The organism is Pseudomonas sp. ACN5 (genome assembly GCF_002303975.1).
GTDB lineage: Bacteria > Pseudomonadota > Gammaproteobacteria > Pseudomonadales > Pseudomonadaceae > Aquipseudomonas > Aquipseudomonas laurylsulfatiphila.
In genome coordinates this window covers 615,710-633,970 of sequence record NZ_MRCP01000001.1, presented here as the reverse complement: position 1 = coordinate 633,970, position 18,261 = coordinate 615,710, and the positions used below count along the sequence as shown (strand labels likewise).

Annotated in this window: 20 protein-coding genes and 1 tRNA gene; 5 read left to right on the top strand and 16 right to left on the bottom strand. The window is 58.9% G+C overall.

Annotation, left to right across the window (positions count from 1 at the left end; translation table 11 throughout):
- Positions 1-9: 9 nt before the first annotated feature.
- From BSF40_RS03095 to BSF40_RS03070, 6 genes are all read right to left on the bottom strand, one after another.
- Positions 10-192 (bottom strand): hypothetical protein, encoded by a 183-nt coding sequence (locus tag BSF40_RS03095; RefSeq protein WP_095964043.1) that lies wholly within the window; start codon positions 190-192, stop codon positions 10-12.
- Between the two features lie 16 nt (positions 193-208).
- On the bottom strand, positions 209-676 hold the full coding sequence (locus tag BSF40_RS03090) for a YMGG-like glycine zipper-containing protein (protein ID WP_095964042.1): 468 nt from the start codon (positions 674-676) through the stop codon (positions 209-211).
- Positions 677-787: 111 nt separating this feature from the next.
- The gene (locus tag BSF40_RS03085) at positions 788-1,156 is read right to left on the bottom strand and encodes a hypothetical protein (protein WP_015096085.1); all 369 of its coding nucleotides are present in this window, start codon (positions 1,154-1,156) and stop codon (positions 788-790) included.
- 310 nt (positions 1,157-1,466) lie between these two features.
- Positions 1,467-1,655, bottom strand: coding sequence for a hypothetical protein (locus BSF40_RS03080; RefSeq protein WP_033047548.1), 189 nt, complete (start codon positions 1,653-1,655; stop codon positions 1,467-1,469).
- Positions 1,656-1,799: 144 nt separating this feature from the next.
- On the bottom strand, positions 1,800-2,120 hold the full coding sequence (locus BSF40_RS03075) for a YbjQ family protein (RefSeq protein ID WP_015096087.1): 321 nt from the start codon (positions 2,118-2,120) through the stop codon (positions 1,800-1,802).
- A complete protein-coding gene (locus tag BSF40_RS03070) occupies positions 2,117-3,460 on the bottom strand; it encodes a serine hydrolase (RefSeq protein WP_095964041.1) in 1,344 nt (447 codons plus the stop codon). Before BSF40_RS03070 ends, BSF40_RS03075 begins: the two co-directional genes overlap by 4 nt.
- A 131-nt stretch (positions 3,461-3,591) precedes the next feature.
- Between BSF40_RS03070 and BSF40_RS03065 the strand changes: the two genes are divergently transcribed.
- On the top strand, positions 3,592-4,176 hold the full coding sequence (locus BSF40_RS03065; RefSeq protein WP_095964040.1) for a hypothetical protein: 585 nt from the start codon (positions 3,592-3,594) through the stop codon (positions 4,174-4,176).
- 144 nt (positions 4,177-4,320) lie between these two features.
- Here BSF40_RS03065 and BSF40_RS03060 read toward each other — a convergent pair whose 3' ends face one another.
- From BSF40_RS03060 to BSF40_RS03050, 3 genes are all read right to left on the bottom strand, one after another.
- Entirely contained in the window at positions 4,321-4,653 is a 333-nt protein-coding gene (locus BSF40_RS03060) for a type II toxin-antitoxin system HicB family antitoxin (RefSeq protein ID WP_008017639.1), read from the bottom strand.
- Positions 4,613-4,903, bottom strand: coding sequence for a type II toxin-antitoxin system HicA family toxin (locus BSF40_RS03055; RefSeq protein ID WP_095964039.1), 291 nt, complete (start codon positions 4,901-4,903; stop codon positions 4,613-4,615). Before BSF40_RS03055 ends, BSF40_RS03060 begins: the two co-directional genes overlap by 41 nt.
- Positions 4,904-5,221: 318 nt before the next feature.
- A tRNA-Ser gene (locus tag BSF40_RS03050) sits at positions 5,222-5,311 on the bottom strand.
- 308 nt (positions 5,312-5,619) lie between these two features.
- Between BSF40_RS03050 and BSF40_RS03045 the strand changes: the two genes are divergently transcribed.
- The 3 genes from BSF40_RS03045 to BSF40_RS03035 all read left to right on the top strand — a co-directional run bounded on the left by BSF40_RS03045 (position 5,620) and on the right by BSF40_RS03035 (position 8,380).
- Positions 5,620-6,309 (top strand): crotonase/enoyl-CoA hydratase family protein, encoded by a 690-nt coding sequence (locus tag BSF40_RS03045; protein WP_095964038.1) that lies wholly within the window; start codon positions 5,620-5,622, stop codon positions 6,307-6,309.
- Positions 6,310-6,523: 214 nt separating this feature from the next.
- Positions 6,524-7,246, top strand: a complete 723-nt coding sequence (locus BSF40_RS03040; protein ID WP_095964037.1) for a 1-acyl-sn-glycerol-3-phosphate acyltransferase — start codon at positions 6,524-6,526, stop codon at positions 7,244-7,246.
- A gap of 162 nt (positions 7,247-7,408) precedes the next feature.
- Positions 7,409-8,380, top strand: a complete 972-nt coding sequence (locus BSF40_RS03035; protein ID WP_095964036.1) for a magnesium and cobalt transport protein CorA — start codon at positions 7,409-7,411, stop codon at positions 8,378-8,380.
- 147 nt (positions 8,381-8,527) lie between these two features.
- On the opposite strand, the gene BSF40_RS03030 is transcribed toward BSF40_RS03035, so the two are convergent.
- The 3 genes from BSF40_RS03030 to BSF40_RS03020 form a co-directional block, all read right to left on the bottom strand.
- Positions 8,528-9,250, bottom strand: a complete 723-nt coding sequence (locus BSF40_RS03030; protein ID WP_007971914.1) for an amidotransferase — start codon at positions 9,248-9,250, stop codon at positions 8,528-8,530.
- A gap of 95 nt (positions 9,251-9,345) precedes the next feature.
- The gene (locus BSF40_RS03025; protein ID WP_095964035.1) at positions 9,346-11,490 is read right to left on the bottom strand and encodes a 3-hydroxyacyl-CoA dehydrogenase NAD-binding domain-containing protein; all 2,145 of its coding nucleotides are present in this window, start codon (positions 11,488-11,490) and stop codon (positions 9,346-9,348) included.
- 24 nt (positions 11,491-11,514) lie between these two features.
- Positions 11,515-12,720, bottom strand: coding sequence for an acetyl-CoA C-acetyltransferase (locus BSF40_RS03020; protein WP_015096094.1), 1,206 nt, complete (start codon positions 12,718-12,720; stop codon positions 11,515-11,517).
- A 625-nt stretch (positions 12,721-13,345) separates the two neighbouring features.
- Between BSF40_RS03020 and BSF40_RS03015 the strand changes: the two genes are divergently transcribed.
- The gene (locus BSF40_RS03015; RefSeq protein WP_095964034.1) at positions 13,346-14,146 is read left to right on the top strand and encodes a cytochrome c; all 801 of its coding nucleotides are present in this window, start codon (positions 13,346-13,348) and stop codon (positions 14,144-14,146) included.
- A 105-nt stretch (positions 14,147-14,251) separates the two neighbouring features.
- On the opposite strand, the gene BSF40_RS03010 is transcribed toward BSF40_RS03015, so the two are convergent.
- From BSF40_RS03010 to BSF40_RS02995, 4 genes are all read right to left on the bottom strand, one after another.
- On the bottom strand, positions 14,252-15,061 hold the full coding sequence (locus BSF40_RS03010; protein WP_095964033.1) for a transglutaminase family protein: 810 nt from the start codon (positions 15,059-15,061) through the stop codon (positions 14,252-14,254).
- Positions 15,058-16,008, bottom strand: a complete 951-nt coding sequence (locus BSF40_RS03005; RefSeq protein WP_007971901.1) for an alpha-E domain-containing protein — start codon at positions 16,006-16,008, stop codon at positions 15,058-15,060. The genes BSF40_RS03010 and BSF40_RS03005 overlap by 4 nt, the downstream gene beginning before the upstream one ends.
- 12 nt (positions 16,009-16,020) lie before the next feature.
- Positions 16,021-17,430: a circularly permuted type 2 ATP-grasp protein gene (locus BSF40_RS03000; RefSeq protein WP_007971899.1), complete on the bottom strand. Its 1,410-nt coding sequence runs from the start codon at positions 17,428-17,430 to the stop codon at positions 16,021-16,023.
- A 404-nt stretch (positions 17,431-17,834) separates the two neighbouring features.
- Positions 17,835-18,179, bottom strand: coding sequence for a ribonuclease E inhibitor RraB (locus BSF40_RS02995; RefSeq protein WP_007971898.1), 345 nt, complete (start codon positions 18,177-18,179; stop codon positions 17,835-17,837).
- Positions 18,180-18,261: the final 82 nt, after the last annotated feature.

The window sequence follows — 18,261 nt, the reverse complement described above, 5'->3', positions numbered from 1 at the left end:
AGGGTTCAATCAGTCTTCGTCCTCTTCCTCATCATCAAACTCGATATTTCCCACATCGCCTGCATCATCAGCATCGTTAAGTGGCACCGTCGCATCATCCATCAGCGATCCCGGATCTTCATTGCCGGGATCGTTGATGGATGGCTGTCCACTTGGGTCTTTGTCTTGCGTGCCTTCGGATTCCAGAGTCATGGTATGCCTCACTCAATCAGTGATGCTTTTTGTGGTGCTTGTTCGAGTGTTTATGGCTGCCACCGGAATGGGAATGACCACTGTCATCCCCCAGATCATTGCCGATCGCGCCGCCGGCTGCACCGCCAAGGCCGGCACCGATGGCCGATCCGGTCGAACCGCCAAGACTGTTGCCGACCACCGATCCGCCTGCCGCGCCCAAACCGCCGCCTACTGCCGCTTCGGTGCGATTGCGCTTGGGCGCGGCAACGGCACTGCCGGCTGCTCCGCCGACACCCGCGCCAATCGCTGCGCCAGTACTGCCACCCACCTGGCCACCAACCACGTTACCCAGCACCCCTCCGAGACCACCGCCCACCGCGGCATCTCCATTACCGCCTGCCAGCGCCACCTGGGAGAGCAGCAATCCAAAAACAATCGCAGGCAACATCAATCGTCGAGTCATCGGGCTTGCGTTCTGTTTGCCGTCGGTTTGGGAGTTCATGGCACGCCTCGCATCTTCAGGGGTATGGAAGATTTGAGCCGCTACGGCGGGAATCGTTCATATATGAAAAAGCCCGGCATCAAGCCGGGCTATTTCAAATCTGGATCAGCATCAGTGACGCTTGTGACCGTTGGCCAGGTTGCTGCCTACGCCGCCGCCCAAGGCACCGCCCAGGCCTGCGCCGATGGTGGCACCGGACTTGCCACCCAGGCTTTTACCGATCACCGATCCACCCGCTGCGCCGACACCGCCACCGATGGCTGCGCTGGTGCGATGACCTTTTTTGGCGGCAACTGCGCTGCCCGCCGCGCCAGCAACGCCCGCACCGATCACTGCGCCAGTGCTGCCGCCCATCTTCTGGCCGACCACGTTACCCAATGCGCCGCCCAAGCCACCACCCAACGCGGCAGTACCGTCACCGGCCATTGCACCTTGAGCAACCAGAAGCCCCAGAACCAGAGCAGGCAGTGTTAAACGCATGACAAAAACCTCAAAAAATAGGGGTACACACAAGGGGGCGAGATTGAATGCTTTGGCGCGGATAGAGTCCAGCACGCCGGTCCAACTTCGCGATTGGCGACGGTTGGACAGCTATTTTGGAAAAGGTTTTACGACGGGCAAAAAAAAGCCCGCTGGGGAAACGGGCCAGGTGTTGCTTTCTAACGGATAAGTCGAGACTACGGCAGCTGTTGTGAAAAGTTTGTGAAAGATCTCCACTTTAAAAAACTCGTCATGAAAACCTTTCCGACACGAAAAACCCCGTTCAATGACGGGGTCTGCCTGCGTTCGTCTACTTCCTGACCGGTGCTGTCACCTTGGGCAGGAACTTGCCCTTCAGGACCCGGCACGCCCTGGTCTTGATCTTGTCGACCTCTGTCTGGTCCTCACCGAAACTGGCCACATACTGAGTCTGGCCACACTGCACGCAATTGTTGATCGGAAACTCTGCGCCATCGTCCTCGATATACGGATCAGCCATCTCTTCACCCCTTTCAAAGAGCGGGATCGACACCGGCAAGCCCTTTGCCTGAAAAATATCGATCGCCAAGGCTTTTGAGACTAGCCGGTCACTAATGGACTGTCCGTTCGAATCTCCATGTGACCGACGAATGGCTGCGATCCCTCATCGCAACTTGACCGCTGTCCCGGTCACAAACACGACGACCATTCCGCCCTTGCCGGCCGGCATGCTGATCTCATAGTCAAGCCCCACCACTGCGTCCGCCTGAAGCGCCCGCGCCCGCTCCTTGATCTCATCAGTGGCCTGAATGCGGGCTTCCTTCAACGCTCGCTCCAGCGTCTGGGAGCGCCCGCCGAAAATGTCGCGCATCCCGGCAAATACGTCACGAACAACGTTGATCCCTTGCACTGACTCGGCGCTGACGATGTCCAGGTAGGCGGTAATTTGCCGGCCTTCAATGGAGTGGGTTGTGGTGGTGATCATTGCTGTTTATTCCTGTTCAGATATTCAGCCAGCGCATCAAACGCCGGCAAAGTCACGGGATCATTGGCCGAGTTGCCGGTCACCGGGTGTGATGCGTAACGGACGATGACCATCTCGGCCTTCGGGTCGACATAGATACGCTGCCCGTGAACCCCGCGCGCCATGAACGCCCCGCCCTCCTTGTCCGTCACCCACCACATCGACCGGTAACTCCAGTCTTTGAGCAATGTGTACCCCGCCTTGGCGAAAGCCTGTTTATCGGCACCAGCACGGATATCGGCAATCACGGCCTCAGGCACGATCTGCTGACCATTGAACCGACCGCCGTTACGCAGCATCTCGCCAAACCGCGCCAAATCCCGAAGCCCCGTATTCAGGCCACCACCGGCGAACGGCGTGCCGATGGAGTCCACGGTGAAATAGGCGTCCTGTTCGGCGCCCAATCGACTCCAGATTTGCTCCGACAGCAGTTGCGCCACATTGCGTCCGGTGGCACGGGCAATGACCCAGCCCAGCACATCGGTGTTGACGGTTTTGTAGGCAAACGCCTTGCCGTGCTCGCCTTGTGGTTGCACCGTCTGCAGAAACTCGTAGTAACTGCGAGGGCCGTCATAACCCTTGGGTTTTGGCACCGGGCTGCCTGCCCTGGCATGGGCCCAGACCTCGGCATCCGGGTCCGCGTAGTCCTCGCTGTATTTGAGGCCCGTCGTCATGTCGAGCACCTGCCGTACCGTGGCGCCACCAAACGCGGAGTCCTTCAGCTCCGGTACATATTCGTCAACCCGTTTGCCAGCATCGATACGCCCTTGCGCCACCAACATGGCGCCCAGCGTGCCGACCACAGACTTGGTCACCGACATCGCGGCGTGTTGACCGTCCGCCTTCAACACACCGAAATAACGCTCATAGACAACCTTCCCGCGGTGCATCACCACAATGCCATCGGTGTAGGTAGCCGCCAGGGATTGCTCCCAGGTCATAGGCAACTGGGCACCAAGGGGGACGAAACTGATCGTGTCGATGTCGTCGCGCAACGTGGATACCAAGGGAACAGGCGAACCAAGCCCACGCGAAACATTGATCGTCGGCATCAGTTGCCGGAAATTCGAGACGCTCCAGCGCATTGCCGGAAACCGGAAATAGCTGCCGTCTTCAAAACGCACAGTGCGATCAGCGGGAGGTGGAGACCCGACCATCCAGCCCAGCCTGGCGGGGTCGCTGGCTTCGGCGTCGGGAAAGGTTGCAGGAACGGAAGCGAGGGCCAGTGATGACAGGGCGACCACCCACACAGTCACTATGAACCTGGCGGTACCACGAAAACTGACGCGAGGAGGGAGCATGATGTCGATTCCATTCGAAGAATCCGCACAGTCTAACAGCCGGCTCGCCTTGTTCACTGCTTGCGTGGCCAATGCCAGAGTGCCCTGCTGCTATGCTGAAACATCGGTTCCCTGCGCTGGAGACCATCAGCATGGCGGCAGAAGGCAATCATTCCCCGTTCACTTGCAAGGCTATGGCCTACTCGGCTGCAGGCTTCCTTATTGCCCTGATCATTGCCACAAAGCTGCTCGACACTTACTTCGAGCTGACGTTGTTGGCAGAGATCAAGGGCTGGCTGCTACGCACATGGAGCTGGCTTCAACTGGAAACGCCAATGCCGAACTGGTCGCTGCTGATGATTATCGGGGCGTTCGTCAGCACACTGACCTTAGTGATTTACTACTACCGCAGCAACGACGGAGCCTACAGTGAGCTACATGAGATAGAGCGAAAAATTTACAAAAAGAACAACCCACAATTTCCACAGCTGACAGATAACCAAACGCTACTGATGGAAGTGTTGGCCTATCACGCAAACTTCAGAAAAGTTGCAAACCTGGACTCGATTTGCAAGCTGGTCTCACTCAGCAAGCTGGAAGTTGAAGAGGGTCTGAAGCAACTCCAGGCTAAACGTCTTGTGAATCAAAAAGTGACTCGGGGTACGTTCGGCGCCACCATTTTTGAACTTACCCTGGCAGGTAAGGATTATGCGCAAGAGCGGTTTGAGCTGACGTAGTGGCTTTTTCTGCCACGATTTAAAATGAATGTGGTGCAGGCCAGTGAACTTGGCCATTTCTCTGCAAAAGCACTGATGCCAGTGCAGCAGTCCGATTCCGCAGTCACACCTGACCAGATACCGCAGTGAACAAATAACACAACCTTAGGCATGCGCTTCGCGATCAAGCACGTCGGCGACCCACTGATTGATACTCTTGTGAGCTAACTGCGCTTTTACCGCGACCGTCGCATGCAGTGCGGGGGCCAGACGCAGACTCAGGTTGCCCGAGTAGGGCTTCTGCGGTGCACGTCCGAGCTTGGCGCACGTTTCCAGATAGTCAGTGACGGCCTCTTCGAACGCCGCTCGGAGTTCCTGGACTGACTCGCCGTGAAACCCAACGACATCCTTGATGCCTGCGATGTGGCCGACAAACAGGCCATCTTCGTCGCTGTACTCAATTCTGGCTGCATAGCCGTTGTAATTCATCACGTTCACGCGTAACTCCTGCTTGTTCAAGGAAAGTCCGAGCGTCTCGCACCTGGTAGGGCTTGGCTTCTTTGTCGGGGTGGGGACGGTGAAAGGTGGCCACCACGCCATTGAGCTCAAAACGTACTCGCGATCCATGGCCTTCAATGGTTCTGGCGCCTGCTGCGCCGAGCAAGGACTCGATACGCGCCCACTCCAGCGTGGCTGGGGCAGGCCTTGAGAACACGGCTTTGAGCGTACTGAGCTGTTTATTATTCATGGTATTATATCATGATACCGCGTCGAATTTAGCAACCGCGAATGACATCGCTGATGCATGAAGCGCCCCTTCAACACGTGCGAAGAAAACGCCGCTTACCCAGCAATAGGAAAGCGGCGTTTTCGTGTCTGAGGTTCAGATTTTGTTTGGGCCGGTTACAAGAATATCCGGTGGGTCTCGCTGAAGTTGTAGGCAAAATCTGAGAGTTGCGTAAGGAGGTACGCTGCTTATTGTTCCCATATCGCCTTTTTTCAGACGCAAGAAATCACAAAACCCCGACTCTCTCTAGGAAAATCAGGGGTTTGTGTTTACTAAATGTGGCGGTGAAGGAGAGATTCGAACTCTCGATACAGTTTCCTGTATACACACTTTCCAGGCGTGCTCCTTAAGCCACTCGGACACTTCACCGTATCTCTTCAAACATGTTCTGTCTGTCGAGGCGCGCTAATGTAGTCGAAAGCTTTTCCGATGGCAAACATTTTTTTCAGAATTTTCATGCGGTTAACGCGATTCAGCGTTTGCGCTCCCTCCGGGCCATGGCAAACCGGCCAATCTCCGGCTTCGTGCCCTCCTCTATATAGAGGGGAATGCGCAGCAGGCGCGGCGGGCTGCGCCTGGCGAGCGGGCAAAGGGTGACTGGCGGGTCAGTCACGGCGCTTTACCTGGCCTGCGGCGGTGGGTAACGTCTGCCCAACTTTATTGAAAGGAATAGCGTCATGAGTGAGTTGATTTCATACCATCTCGAAGACGGTATCGCGACCCTGACCTTGAGCAATGGCAAGGTCAATGCCATCTCCCCGGATGTGATTGCCGAGTTCAACGCTGCGCTGGATCGGGCAGTGACTGATCGTGCGGTGGTGATCATTACCGGCCAGCCGGGCATTCTCTCTGGCGGCTATGACTTGAAGGTGATGACGGCCGGCCCTAGAGAAGCCGTGGCACTGGTGACCTCCGGCTCGACCCTGGCCCGCCGCCTGCTGTCGCACCCCTTCCCGGTGATCGTGGCGTGCCCGGGGCATGCGGTGGCCAAGGGTGCGTTCCTGCTGTTGTCGGCCGACTATCGCATCGGCGTAGACGGTCCGTTCAGCATTGGCCTGAACGAAGTGCAGATCGGCATGACCATGCACCACGCGGGCATCGAGATTGCCCGTGACCGCCTGAACAAAGTGGCGCTTCAGCGCTCGGTGGTCAACGGTGAGATGTTCAATCCACAAGGCGCCGTGGCTGCCGGCTTCCTGGATGTCGTGGTGTCGGCGGAAGAACTGCAAGGCGCGGCACTGGCGGCGGCTCGTCAGTTGAAGAAGATCAACATGACCGCGCACAAGAACACCAAATTGAAAGTGCGCAAAGCACTGCTGGAGGCCCTGGACAACGCGATCATCCAGGACCAGGAGCATTTGGGTTAAGCCCGGATCTGCTGCAACGAAGAGCCCGACCGTCGTGTCGGGCTTTTTCGTACCTGTCCTGGTAAAACTTCTGTGACCGCTCTAGACCGCATCTGACCAATTGGTCGGAAACATCAACACAAACATCGGCTATCTCTCACTACTCTGGCAGCAATTGCCGAAAACAGTGCACATCCGTACACTGCGCCACCTTTTGTCCCGGTGGGGCCTGTAAATGCTGTTTTTGTTCCGTATGTCATTGATGGGTCTGCATTTTATCGTGGCGGGCGTGCTGGGTGTAATCCTCGGCCTGTGCCGGCCTTTCAACCCGGACAACAGCCGCCTGTGCGCACGCCTGTATGCGTGGCCGGCCATGTGCATTTTGCGTTTGCGGGTGAAGGCCGAAGTCGGGCCGTTGATGGATAAACCTGACAGCTGCGTGATCATCGCCAATCATCAGTCCAACTATGACTTGTTTGTGTTTGGCAACGTGGTACCCCGCCGTACCGTGTGCATCGGCAAAAAGAGCCTGAAATGGGTGCCACTGTTCGGGCAGTTGTTCTGGCTGGCCGGCAATGTGCTGATCGACCGCGGCAATGCGCAAAAGGCGCGCAAGTCGATGTTGACCACCACCCACACCCTGCAAAACAAAGACACTTCGATCTGGGTATTCCCGGAAGGCACGCGCAACCTGGGTGAGGAGTTGCTCCCCTTCAAGAAAGGCGCATTCCAGATGGCCATTGCCGCCGGGGTACCCATCGTGCCGGTGTGTGTCAGCAGTTACGTCAAACACATGCAATTGAACCGCTGGCGCAGCGGGAAAATCCTGATTCGCTCGTTGCCGGCGATTCCTACCGCCGGATTGAGCCTGGACGACATGCCCCTGCTGATTGCCCAGTGCCGCGAGCAGATGCGTGAATGCATCGAGTCGATGGACCGGCAACTGCAAGCCGCCTGAACAAGAAACCCGCCTGGTGCGGGTTTTCTTTTGCCTGCGAGACTTTACCGGCGAACTCGGAAGATTTAACTGACTCTCAAACCCTTGCGAGGCTAAGCTGATCGACACTGCCATTGCATTTGTTGCCAATTGAAAGCTGCCAAGAAGAAGTGAAGCACCATCATGGGTAGAGTTGTTGCTGCTGCGGTTTATAGCGCCGGTAAGAAAGTCACCAATATCACCCTCGACGAAGGCGCAGCCTGGGCGGCAAAGCCCGGGCACTTTGTCTGGATCGGCCTCGAGGAGCCGAACGCCGAGGAGCTCTACAACCTGCAACGCCAGTTCAACCTGCACGAGCTGGCCATTGAAGACGCCCTGGAAAAACACAGCCGGCCGAAGCTGGAAACCTTCGGCGATGCGCTGTTCATCGTTACCTACTCGCCGATTCGTAATGAAGGCAAACTCGAGTTCATCGAAACACATATCTTTGCGGGCAAGGGTTACATCATTACCGCACGCAACGGCCATTCGGCTTCCTACGCCTATGTCCGACAGCGCTGTGAGGCACGTCCCATTCTGCTGGAGCACGGAGAAGATTTCGTACTTTACGCCATCCTCGACTTCGTCATCGAAAACTACCAGCCAATGGGTGAAGCCATCCATGCTGAAATCGATGAGCTGGAACACAACGTACTTTGCAGTGCGCTGAATGAGCATGACATTCAGAAACTTCATGGCTTGCGCCGGGATGTCTTGCGCCTGCGTCGTTACGCGGCGCCGATGGTGGAGATTGGCGAGGAACTGCAAAAGCTGAGCTTCCCGTTCATCGACAAGAACATGCGTCCGTACTTTCGCGATGTGCAGATCCATGTAACGCGGCAGATGGAAGACCTCACGACCCTGGCGGATATTGCCAGCCAGACGATTGAGGTCGGGGTGCTGCTGGAGGCCTCTCGCCAGAGCGTGGTGCAACGCAAGTTTGCGGCCTGGGCGGCGATTCTGGCCTTTCCGACGGCGGTGGCGGGGATTTACGGGATGAACTTCCAGAACATGCCGGAGTTGAGCTGGCACTACGGCTATTTCGGGGTGCTGGGGTTTATTACGGTGGGCTGCGTGGGGTTGTGGACGAGTTTCAAGAAATCGGGCTGGTTGTAGGAGCGAGCTCGCTCGCGAAAAAGCCAGAGGCGCCGCTGTCTCCCTGGTTCAACGCGCTATCGTTCACGACCTTCGCGAGCAAGCCCGCTCCCACATGTTGATCGCATTTCAATGTGGGAGCGGGCTTGCTCGCGAAGCATTCAGGTTTTAAACAGCTGCCGGTTTGTGCGCGACAAACCGCATCATCCATTCGGCAACCGTGGTGCCGTGGTGCTCCTGCTCCAGGCTCGCAATGCCTTTGGAGTAAATCTGCTGGCCCAGCGCATCCTGACGAATCTCCAGCAAGGCGCGGGAGTAGTCGTGGATGAATTCCGGATGCCCCTGGAAGCACAGCACCTGATCGTTGATGTGGTAGGCAGCATAGGGGCAGAAATCGCTGGAGGCGATGACTGTGGCGTTCTCCGGCAGCGACGTGACCTGATCCTGGTGGCTGATCAGCAGCGTCAGTTCCTCGCGTACAGGACTCATCCACGGGGCCTTGGCGGCCAGTTTGTAGTTGTGGGTGCCGACACCCCAACCCTGGGTCGCACGTTCGCTCTTGCCACCGAGCAGCAATGCCAGCAACTGATGACCGAAGCAGACGCCGAGCAACTTGTCGCCACGCTCGTAGCGGGTCAGCAGGTACTTCTTGAGGGTTTCGATCCACGGGTCGGTGCCGAAGGAATCGGCCTTGCTGCCCGTCACCAGGTAAGCGTCGAATGTCAGGTCGTCGCTTGGGTACTCACCCTGCACCACGTTGTAGACGGTGAACTCGGCGGCAATCGGCTGCTGCGAAAACAGGTGTTTGAACATCTGCCCGTAGCCCTGATATTGGTCAACCAATTCCGGACGCAGGTGGTCGGTTTCCAGAATGCAGATGCGTAACGACATAAAAAATACCTGACACGTGATGGGAATAATGCACACCCCAGAGCCTGCCTCGAAACACGGTAACAAGGCAAGCCCCGAAATGTGTCATCGCGCCCTTAGAAGGTCTCCCCTTTCGCCGCTTTTTCCAGGAGCAGTGCAGGCGGCGCGAACCGTTCGCCATATTGCTTGGCCAGGTACTGGGCGCGGGCGACAAAGTCCTGTACGCCGTACTGGTTGATGAACTGCAGTGCACCGCCGGTCCAGGCGGCGAAACCGATGCCGAAGATCGAGCCGACGTTGGCGTCCGCCGTCGAGGTCAACACACCCTCCTCCACACAACGCACGGTTTCGATGGCTTGCACGAACAGCAGGCGATCACGCACATCCACTGGCGAAATCTGCCCATCGACTTTCTCGAAGCGTTTTTTCAACTCCGGCCACAGGTATTTCTGGCCGCCCACCGGATACTCGTAGAAACCTCCACCGGCAGCCTTGCCCGGACGCTTGAACTCATTGAGCAGCAAGTCGATGACGGCAAACGCAGGATGTTCTGTCAGCGGCTTGCCTTCTGCTTGCAGGTCCTTGTCCGTTTGCAGGCGGATATGGTTCATCAGGCTGAGGGAAACTTCATCAGAGATCGCCAGCGGTCCTACAGGCATGCCGGCCTTGCGTGCTTCAGTCTCGATCATCGCCGCGTTCACACCTTCGCCCAGCATGGCAATGCCTTCGTTGGTGAAGGTGCCGAACACCCGCGACGTGAAGAAACCGCGGCTGTCGTTGACCACAATCGGGGTTTTCCTGATTTGCAGGACGTAATCGAATCCGCGGGCCAGGGTTTCGTCGCTGGTGTTGGCACCCTTGATGATTTCCACCAGCGGCATTTTTTCCACGGGGCTGAAAAAATGCAGGCCGATGAATTTGCTCTGATCGGGCACGGCGCACGCCAGGCCGCTGATCGGCAAGGTCGAGGTGTTGGACGCGATCACCGCGTCCGCGCCGACGACCTTCTGCGCGGCCAACGAGACTTTGGCCTTCAGGTCACGATCCTCGAACACCGCCTCGATGATCAGGTCGCAACCGGCCAGGTCAGCATCGTTTTCGCTGGCTTGAATACGCGCCAGCACCGCGTCACGCTGCTCGATGCTCATTTGTCCGCGGCCGACTTTCTTGTCCAGCAGCGCTGCCGAATGCGCCTTGCCCTTCTCGGCTGCGGCGAGATTGATGTCCTTGAGTACCACATCGATACCCGCCGACGCGCTGACAAACGCAATACCGGCGCCCATCATCCCGGCGCCGAGCACGCCGACCTTGCGGGTGACATAAGGCGCAAATCCTTGAGGCCGCGAGCCGCCGGCGTTGATTTCATTGAGCTGGAACCAGAATGTACCGATCAGGTTTTTCGAGACCTGGCCGGTGGTCAGCTCGGTGAAGTAGCGGGTTTCGATCAGGTGCGCGGTGTCGAAATCCACCTGCGCGCCCTCGACCGCTGCGCAGAGGATTTTCTCCGGCGCGGGCATCGTGCCCTGGGTTTTGCTGCGCAGGATAGACGGAGCAATCGCCAGCATCTGGGCGACTTTCGGGCTTGACGGTGTGCCGCCAGGAATCTGATAGCCCTTCACATCCCAGCGTTGGACCGCCACCGGGTTGGCGAGAATCCACGCCCGCGCCTTGACCAACAGATCTTCGCGGTCGGTCGCCAAGGCGTCGATCAGGCCTGCCTGCAATGCCTGTTGCGGCCGCACCTTCTTGCCTTCCAGCAGGTACGGCAGGGCTTTTTCGATCCCGAGCATACGCACCATGCGCACTACGCCACCACCGCCCGGCAACAGGCCGAGGGTGACTTCCGGCAGGCCGAGTTGCACCGCAGGATTATCCAGCGCCACCCGATGATGGCAGGCCAGGCAGATTTCCCAGCCGCCGCCGAGTGCCGCGCCGTTGATCGCCGCAACCACCGGCTTGCCCAGGGTTTCCAGGGTGCGCAACTGCCCCTTGAGGGTCAGCACCATGTCGTAGAAGGCTTTGGCTTCGGGCTTGCCGACCTTGATCAATTCATTGAGGTCGCCACCGGCAAAGAAGGTTTTCTTGGCCGACGTGATGATCACACCGGCGATGTTGTCCTTGTCGCCCACCAGGCGCGCGACGCAGTCGGCCATGGCCTCGCGGTACACCGCGTTCATGGTGTTGGCGCTCTGGTCCGGCAGGTCGATGGTCAGGACGACAATGCGGTCCTGGTCTTTTTCATAACGAATGGCTTCGCTCATAACGGGGTTCCTTGAAGTCCGGGCTCAGAGGCGTTCGATGATGGTGGCAATGCCCATGCCGCCGCCGACACACAGGGTCGCGAGGCCATAACGCAGGCGCCGGGCTTCCAGTTCATCCAGCAGCGTGCCGAGAATGGCGCAACCGGTGGCGCCCAGCGGGTGGCCCATGGCGATGGAACCGCCGTTGACATTGACCTTGTCCGGGTCGATCGCCATGTCCTTGATGAATTTCAACACCACCGAAGCGAACGCCTCGTTGACCTCGAACAGGTCGATGTCTTCGACCCGCAGCCCGGCCTTGGCCAACGCCTTGCGGGTCGCCGGCGCGGGGCCGGTGAGCATGATGGTCGGGTCGGTACTGGTGACCGCCGTGGCGACAATCCGCGCCCGGGGCTGCAGCCCCAGCTCCCGGCCCTTGGCTTCGGAGCCGATGAGCATCAGCGCCGCACCATCGACAATCCCGGAGCTGTTGCCGGGGGTGTGAACATGATTGATCCGTTCGACATGGCTGTAGACCCGCAGCGCGGTGGCATCGAACCCCATCTGCCCCATCATCTCGAAACTCGGCTTGAGCTTGCCCAGGCCTTCCAGGGTCGATTCGGCGCGGATGAACTCATCATGATCGAGCAGGATGATGCCGTTCTGGTCCTGCACCGGCACCAGCGACTTGTTGAACGAACCGTCGGCCCGCGCCCGCGCTGCCTTCTGCTGGGAATGCAGGGCATAGGCATCGACGTCCTGACGGCTGAAACCTTCAAGGGTGGCGATCAGGTCGGCACCCACCCCTTGCGGCGTGAAATGGCTGTGCAGGTTGGTCGCCGGGTCCAGCGCCCAGGCGCCGCCATCGCTGCCCATCGGCACCCGTGACATCGACTCGACACCACCGACCACCACCAGATCCTCGAAGCCGGAACGCACTTTCATTGCGCCGAGGTTGACCGCCTCCAGCCCCGAAGCGCAGAAACGGTTGATTTGTACCCCCGCCACACTGACATCCCAATCGGCCACCTGGGCGGCGGTTTTGGCGATGTCAGAACCTTGATCGCCAATCGGCGTCACGCAGCCGAGCACCACGTCATCGACCTGGCTGGTGTCCAGCGCCGTGCGCTGCTGCAGCGCAGTGAGCAAACCGGCCACCAGGTTCACCGGCTTGACACTGTGCAAGGCGCCGTCGGCCTTGCCTTTGCCACGGGGCGTGCGTAATGCGTCGAAAATCAATGCTTGGGTCATGACGTCCTCGAACCGCAGTGCAGGAGAGTAAATGCAGAGCGCTCACTCTTGGCCCGAGTCGCGTTTGATTCAATGACCGCAGCGCTCATAGATGTTGACGCACACGCTCAGACGGACGGTCGTCAACGATCGGATTAACCGATTCAGGATACCAAGCTGTCTAGCCAACGGGCGGCAAAGAAGCTGGCAATAGGCCTCATACCTTTTTTAAAGCTAATCGTAACTTCACCATACGAAATGGATCTAAACCAAGCGCGGCGCGGGCTCTAAGGTGAACTTGTACGAAGTTGTCGTCGGGTTTTGCCGAGGCGCTCGTCATTACAGGAAGTGCAACGCGCTGCCAACATGGAGATATGCAGGCAGGCATCAGGAAATAACAATAAAGGCGGTCAAGCCATGTTCAAACAATCGAAAGTACGTCAAGCCGGGCTCATCCTTTTTGCCACCACGCTGTTGTTGATACTGCCAAACCTGACCAAGGTCATCGGCTAGTCGCGTCTGAAAGATACGGCGTCACAGTTTTTGAATTGCCACTATCAAAATGTGACTGGCCCGCTTCCCGGGCCAGCGTGGCTGTGCCAACCTTCATGGCACTTCCACGACATGGACCGCGATCACTTTGAAAATGCTCATTCTGCTCGGGGCCCTGCTGTTCGGCTCGCCCCTTTATGCCGCACAGCTGAATCTGGATCTGGGCGCGAACAGTCGCACCTGGCAGACGGAGGAATTGCTCAAGCATCCTCAGGTGCAAACCCTCAACATCAGCAACGACGTTTCCTACAAACGGGACATGAGCTACCGCGCCGTACCTCTGTCCGCCCTGCTGACCGGCATCAGGCCTGACGACCACCTGCAAGCCGTGGCCCTGGATGGCTTTGCCGCCGAAATGGCCGCGGCGCCGCTGCTCAATACCCAAGGGGCGCGGGCCTGGCTGGCAATTGAAGACCCGGCCAAACCGTGGCCAGCGCTATCGGAAGGCAAGCCGGGTGCCGGGCCGTTCTACCTGGTCTGGACCGATCCGCAGGCCGGTAACATCAGCCCGGAGCAATGGCCGTTCCAGGTGGCGAGCATCAAGCGCCTGGCGCCCGTGGCCGAGCGTTTTCCTGCCCTGCTGCCCGATCCGTCCTTGAAGGCGGATGATCCGGTGAACAAGGGTTTTGTGTTGTTCCAGAAGAACTGCCTGGCGTGCCATCGACTCAATGGTGCCGGGGATGCGCAGTTCGGGCCGGACCTGAATATTCCATACAGCCCGACCGAATATTTCGGCGCGGACTTCCTCAAACGCTACATTCGCGATCCACAGAGTTTGCGTCAGTGGCCGCAGGCGAAGATGCCCGGGTTCTCGGCCGAGGTGTTGCCGGATGGGGATCTGGGGATGCTGGTGGGGTATTTGCAGCATATGGTCGGGCGCAAAATCAAGCCCTGAGTCTTGTGCTGCATGGACCGGCGTCTTCGCGAGCAAGCCCGCTCCCACATTGGAATGCGTTCCCCCTGTGGGAGCGGGCTTGCTCGCGAAGCGGTATCCCCGATTCTACTGTTGTTGCACTGAAATCACCGGCGCGGGCGTCGGTGAGACCAGCACCTTCGCGTGCATCTGCTCACACCCGCCGCCCCGGCGCATCCCGCGTACCGGGCAGGCATCCAGGTAATCCAGGCCCACGGCCAGTTTCAGGTGACGCTCCGGCCGGGCCAGTTCGTTGGTCACGTCGAAGCTGTACCAGGCGTCATCCAGCCAGGCTTCGGCCCAGGCGTGGCTGGCCAGGTGTTCGCTGCTTTCGCTGTACAGATAGCCCGACACATAACGTGCAGGAATGCCCAGGCTGCGGGTGCAGGCAAGAAACGCATGGGTATGGTCCTGACAGACGCCGGAGCGTCCGGCAAAGGCCTGGGCCGCGCTGGTGTCCACTTCCGTGGAACCGGGCGTGTAGGTCATATGCTGGTTGAGTCCATGCATCAGATCGATCAACGCCGTGCGGTCGCGGCGTTGCTTGCACGCCTTCTCCGCGAACGCTCGCAGGGCGGCATCAGCTTCAGTCAAACGGGTGAATCGCAGAAACGGCAGTGCCGACTGGCTTTCGTGTTCGGCCTCACGCCACTCATCGATATCGACCTGGCCGCGGGCACCGATGATGATCGCCTCGTGAGGCTCATCCATGGTCAGCACATGCAGAATATTGCCGAACGGATCGAGTTGCGCCCGCACCGGACGCGGCAGGTCGAGCTCCCAGCTGAGCACGTGCTGGCGCTCGCTGTCGTGGGGCGTCAGCCGCAGATACTGGATGCTCGCCCGCACCTTGTCTTCGTAGTGATAGGTGGTCTCGTGGCTAATGGAAAGTCTCATGCCGCCTCCAGATAAGAACTGTGAATCGCGTTACCCAACTGGCGCACCAGCGGGATGAACTCGGTCAGCCAGGCGTGCAGGCCTTCTTCGAGAATTTCATGGATGCCGGTGTAGCGCAGGCGTGCATCCATTTCTGCCGCCAGGCGCTGTGCAGGACGACCGTTGGCCCCCGGCAATTGTGCGAGGATCTGGTCGATTTCTTCGGTGCAGGCGCGCAGGGAACGCGGTACATCGGCGCGCAGCAACAGCAATTCGGCAACATGCCGGGCGCCAGGGGCGTCGCGGTAGATTTCCGTGTAGGCCTCGAACGATGACAACGCCCGCAACAACGCGCTCCACTGGTAATACGCGTGAGCGGTGCCATCGCTGACTGCTTCGGCCTGGTCGCCGGCCATTTCGTAGCGGGCATCGAGCAGGCGCAAGGTGTTGTCCGCCCGCTCGATGAAGGTCCCCAGACGAATGAAGCGAAACGCATCGTTGCGCATGATGGTGCCGTAGGACGCGCCCCGGAACAGGTGGGAACGCTCCTTGATCCACTCGCAGAAACGGCTCATGCCGTAGCGACTGAGGCCCTGTTCGGCGATGCCGCGAATCTCCAGCCAGGTGGCATTGATGTTTTCCCACATGTCGGCGGTGATGCGCCCACGCACCGCATGGGCGCTGGCCCGTGCGGCACCGAGGCAGCTGTAGATGCTCGCCGGGTTGGCCGCATCCAGGGCGAAGAAATGCAGCAGCCGTTCGGCATGCAGTTCGCCATGGCGTTCCAGGTAATCGTCCAGGGTGCCGGTGATCAACAGTGGCATGGCCAATTCGTGCAAACCGTCGCCACGGCCGTCTTGCGGCATCAACGACAGCGAATAGCTGATGTCGAGCATCCGTGCGAGGTTTTCCGCCCGCTCCAGGTAACGCGACATCCAATACAAATCCGAGGCAGTTCTACTTAACATGGCAGGCTTCCTTTAATCCTCGACCACCCAGGTGTCCTTGGTTCCGCCGCCCTGGGAGGAGTTGACCACCAGGGAGCCTTCGCGCAGGGCGACACGGGTCAAGCCGCCGGGCACCACCCGGGTCTCGCGACCCGACAGGACAAACGGCCGCAAGTCGATGTGGCGTGGCGCGATGCCGTTTTCGACAAAGGTCGGACAGGTCGACAGCGACAGCGTGGGTTGTGCGATATAGGCATGGGGCTTGGCGATGATGCGCGCGCGGAAGGCTTCGATTTCCGCCGCCGTCGCGGCCGGCCCCACCAGCATTCCGTAACCGCCGGAGCCTTGGGTTTCCTTGACCACCAGTTCTGGAAGATTGGCCAGCACATGGGACAGCTCAGACGGATTTCGGCACTGCCAGGTCGGCACGTTCTTCAGGATCGGTTCTTCATCGAGGTAGAAACGGATCATGTCGGTCACGAACGGATACACCGATTTGTCGTCTGCCACCCCCGTGCCGATGGCATTGGCCAACACCACGTTGCCGGAACGGTAGGACGACAGCAGCCCCGGCACACCGAGCATCGATTCCGGGTTGAAGGCCAGCGGATCGAGGAAGGCGTCGTCGAGGCGACGATAGATCACGTCGACCGCTTTCGGCCCGTCGGTGGTGCGCATGAAGACCTTGTCGTCACGCACGAACAGGTCCGCGCCTTCCACCAGTTCCACACCCATTTCCCGCGCCAGAAACGCATGCTCAAAGAACGCGCTGTTGAAGCGACCGGGGGTCAGCACCACCACGCTAGGGTTGTCGATGGGGCTGGAGCTTTTCAGGGTATCGAGCAACAGGTTCGGGTAATGGTCGATGGGCGCGATGCGTTGCGCCGCGAACAGTTCGGGGAACAGGCGCATCATCATCTTGCGGTCTTCGAGCATGTAGCTGACGCCGCTCGGTGTGCGCAGATTGTCTTCGAGCACGTAGTAGGTGCCGTCACCGTCGCGCACCAGGTCGACACCTGAGATGTGCGAGTAGATATCGCGGTGCAGGTCCAGCCCCTGCATCGCCAACTGGTACTGCTCGTTGGCCAGCACCTGCTCGGCCGGAATGATGCCGGCCTTGATGATGCGTTGCTCGTGATACAGGTCGGCGAGGAACATGTTCAACGCCTTGACCCGCTGGATGCACCCGCGCTCGACGACCCGCCATTCACTGGCGGGGATACTGCGGGGGATGGTGTCGAAAGGAATCAGGCGCTCTGTGCCCTGCTCGTCCCCATAGAGCGTGAAGGTAATCCCGGCGCGATGAAACAACAGATCGGCCTCGCGTCGCCGTTGTGCCAGAAGCTCGTCAGGCGTCTCGGCCAGCCAACGGGCAAACTCCCGATAATGCGGGCGGACCTGGCCGCCGGCATCGTACATCTCATCAAAATAGGTGCGGATCATGCCGTACTCCTTGTCACTCGGACGTCCAGACCTTCGCAAGGCCCGTGCCAGCGGCATAAACGCTTTGATATCAATCAGTTGGATAATCAACGCGCAAGTACCGCACCATTCCTGTGCGGCAAATGCTCCAATCTGATCGCCCCCGCTTCATTGCAAGGCGTGGTTATCGCCTATCACCAGCATAGCCAGAGTTGATTTCACTGCCCGGTAACAGGTGCGGATAATCCAGGCATTCGCTGAAAAGCCCACCGAACTTCCCTTTTAGCCGCCTGCTCAGGCGGTTTTTTTTTTGCCTTCTTGAAACAAGATCAAAAGATCGCAGCCTTCGGCAGCTCCTACAGACCAAAATGAAAACGGCCAACCCGAAGGTCAGCCGTCAATACCGGTTGTCACTGTTCATAAGCCTATGCGAGTCGCCCTCGTACCTCCTGTTTCACACCCCAGCCTTCGATGATGCCGCCCAACGGCTCGACCACCGCTTCGAAACCCTGTTCGAAATCGCCGATGTCGTCGTAGGTGGCATACATGACTTTGCACAACTCCAGCGCCCAGGCGCCATCGTCGCGCACACTGACTTGCGCATCCAGAGATTCACCACGGTGGAAATGACCTGCCGCCCTGCGTGCCCGCTCCTCGTCCGGGAAAATGGCGTAGAACTCGATGGGATGAAACCGCGAAAAGTCAAAACCGCCTTCTTTCATGCGGCGTAGCACGCTGCTGCTGATGTCTTCTTGATAGGCTGTGCTCATGAAACGTCCTCCTCAAAACGATGGATAGACTTTCCGTACTCCCTCACCCGCAACCGAACAGCGCGAGCGACGGCAACCGATG

What these genes read in the sequence shown, in the direction of transcription:
- BSF40_RS03090 (WP_095964042.1), bottom strand. Translation starts at nt 676, where the DNA reads ATGAACTCCCAAACCGACGGCAAACAGAACGCAAGCCCGATGACTCGA.
- BSF40_RS03000 (WP_007971899.1), bottom strand. Translation starts at nt 17,430, where the DNA reads ATGATCCGCACCTATTTTGATGAGATGTACGATGCCGGCGGCCAGGTC.
- BSF40_RS03065 (WP_095964040.1), top strand. Translation starts at nt 3,592, where the DNA reads ATGGCGGCAGAAGGCAATCATTCCCCGTTCACTTGCAAGGCTATGGCC.
- BSF40_RS03015 (WP_095964034.1), top strand. Translation starts at nt 13,346, where the DNA reads ATGCTCATTCTGCTCGGGGCCCTGCTGTTCGGCTCGCCCCTTTATGCC.
- BSF40_RS03025 (WP_095964035.1), bottom strand. Translation starts at nt 11,490, where the DNA reads ATGAGCGAAGCCATTCGTTATGAAAAAGACCAGGACCGCATTGTCGTC.
- BSF40_RS03005 (WP_007971901.1), bottom strand. Translation starts at nt 16,008, where the DNA reads ATGTTAAGTAGAACTGCCTCGGATTTGTATTGGATGTCGCGTTACCTG.
- BSF40_RS03070 (WP_095964041.1), bottom strand. Translation starts at nt 3,460, where the DNA reads ATGCTCCCTCCTCGCGTCAGTTTTCGTGGTACCGCCAGGTTCATAGTG.
- BSF40_RS03075 (WP_015096087.1), bottom strand. Translation starts at nt 2,120, where the DNA reads ATGATCACCACCACAACCCACTCCATTGAAGGCCGGCAAATTACCGCC.
- BSF40_RS03080 (WP_033047548.1), bottom strand. Translation starts at nt 1,655, where the DNA reads ATGGCTGATCCGTATATCGAGGACGATGGCGCAGAGTTTCCGATCAAC.
- BSF40_RS03020 (WP_015096094.1), bottom strand. Translation starts at nt 12,720, where the DNA reads ATGACCCAAGCATTGATTTTCGACGCATTACGCACGCCCCGTGGCAAA.
- BSF40_RS03035 (WP_095964036.1), top strand. Translation starts at nt 7,409, where the DNA reads ATGGGTAGAGTTGTTGCTGCTGCGGTTTATAGCGCCGGTAAGAAAGTC.
- BSF40_RS03095 (WP_095964043.1), bottom strand. Translation starts at nt 192, where the DNA reads ATGACTCTGGAATCCGAAGGCACGCAAGACAAAGACCCAAGTGGACAG.
- BSF40_RS03030 (WP_007971914.1), bottom strand. Translation starts at nt 9,250, where the DNA reads ATGTCGTTACGCATCTGCATTCTGGAAACCGACCACCTGCGTCCGGAA.
- BSF40_RS03085 (WP_015096085.1), bottom strand. Translation starts at nt 1,156, where the DNA reads ATGCGTTTAACACTGCCTGCTCTGGTTCTGGGGCTTCTGGTTGCTCAA.
- BSF40_RS03040 (WP_095964037.1), top strand. Translation starts at nt 6,524, where the DNA reads ATGCTGTTTTTGTTCCGTATGTCATTGATGGGTCTGCATTTTATCGTG.
- BSF40_RS02995 (WP_007971898.1), bottom strand. Translation starts at nt 18,179, where the DNA reads ATGAGCACAGCCTATCAAGAAGACATCAGCAGCAGCGTGCTACGCCGC.
- BSF40_RS03010 (WP_095964033.1), bottom strand. Translation starts at nt 15,061, where the DNA reads ATGAGACTTTCCATTAGCCACGAGACCACCTATCACTACGAAGACAAG.
- BSF40_RS03055 (WP_095964039.1), bottom strand. Translation starts at nt 4,903, where the DNA reads ATGAATAATAAACAGCTCAGTACGCTCAAAGCCGTGTTCTCAAGGCCT.
- BSF40_RS03045 (WP_095964038.1), top strand. Translation starts at nt 5,620, where the DNA reads ATGAGTGAGTTGATTTCATACCATCTCGAAGACGGTATCGCGACCCTG.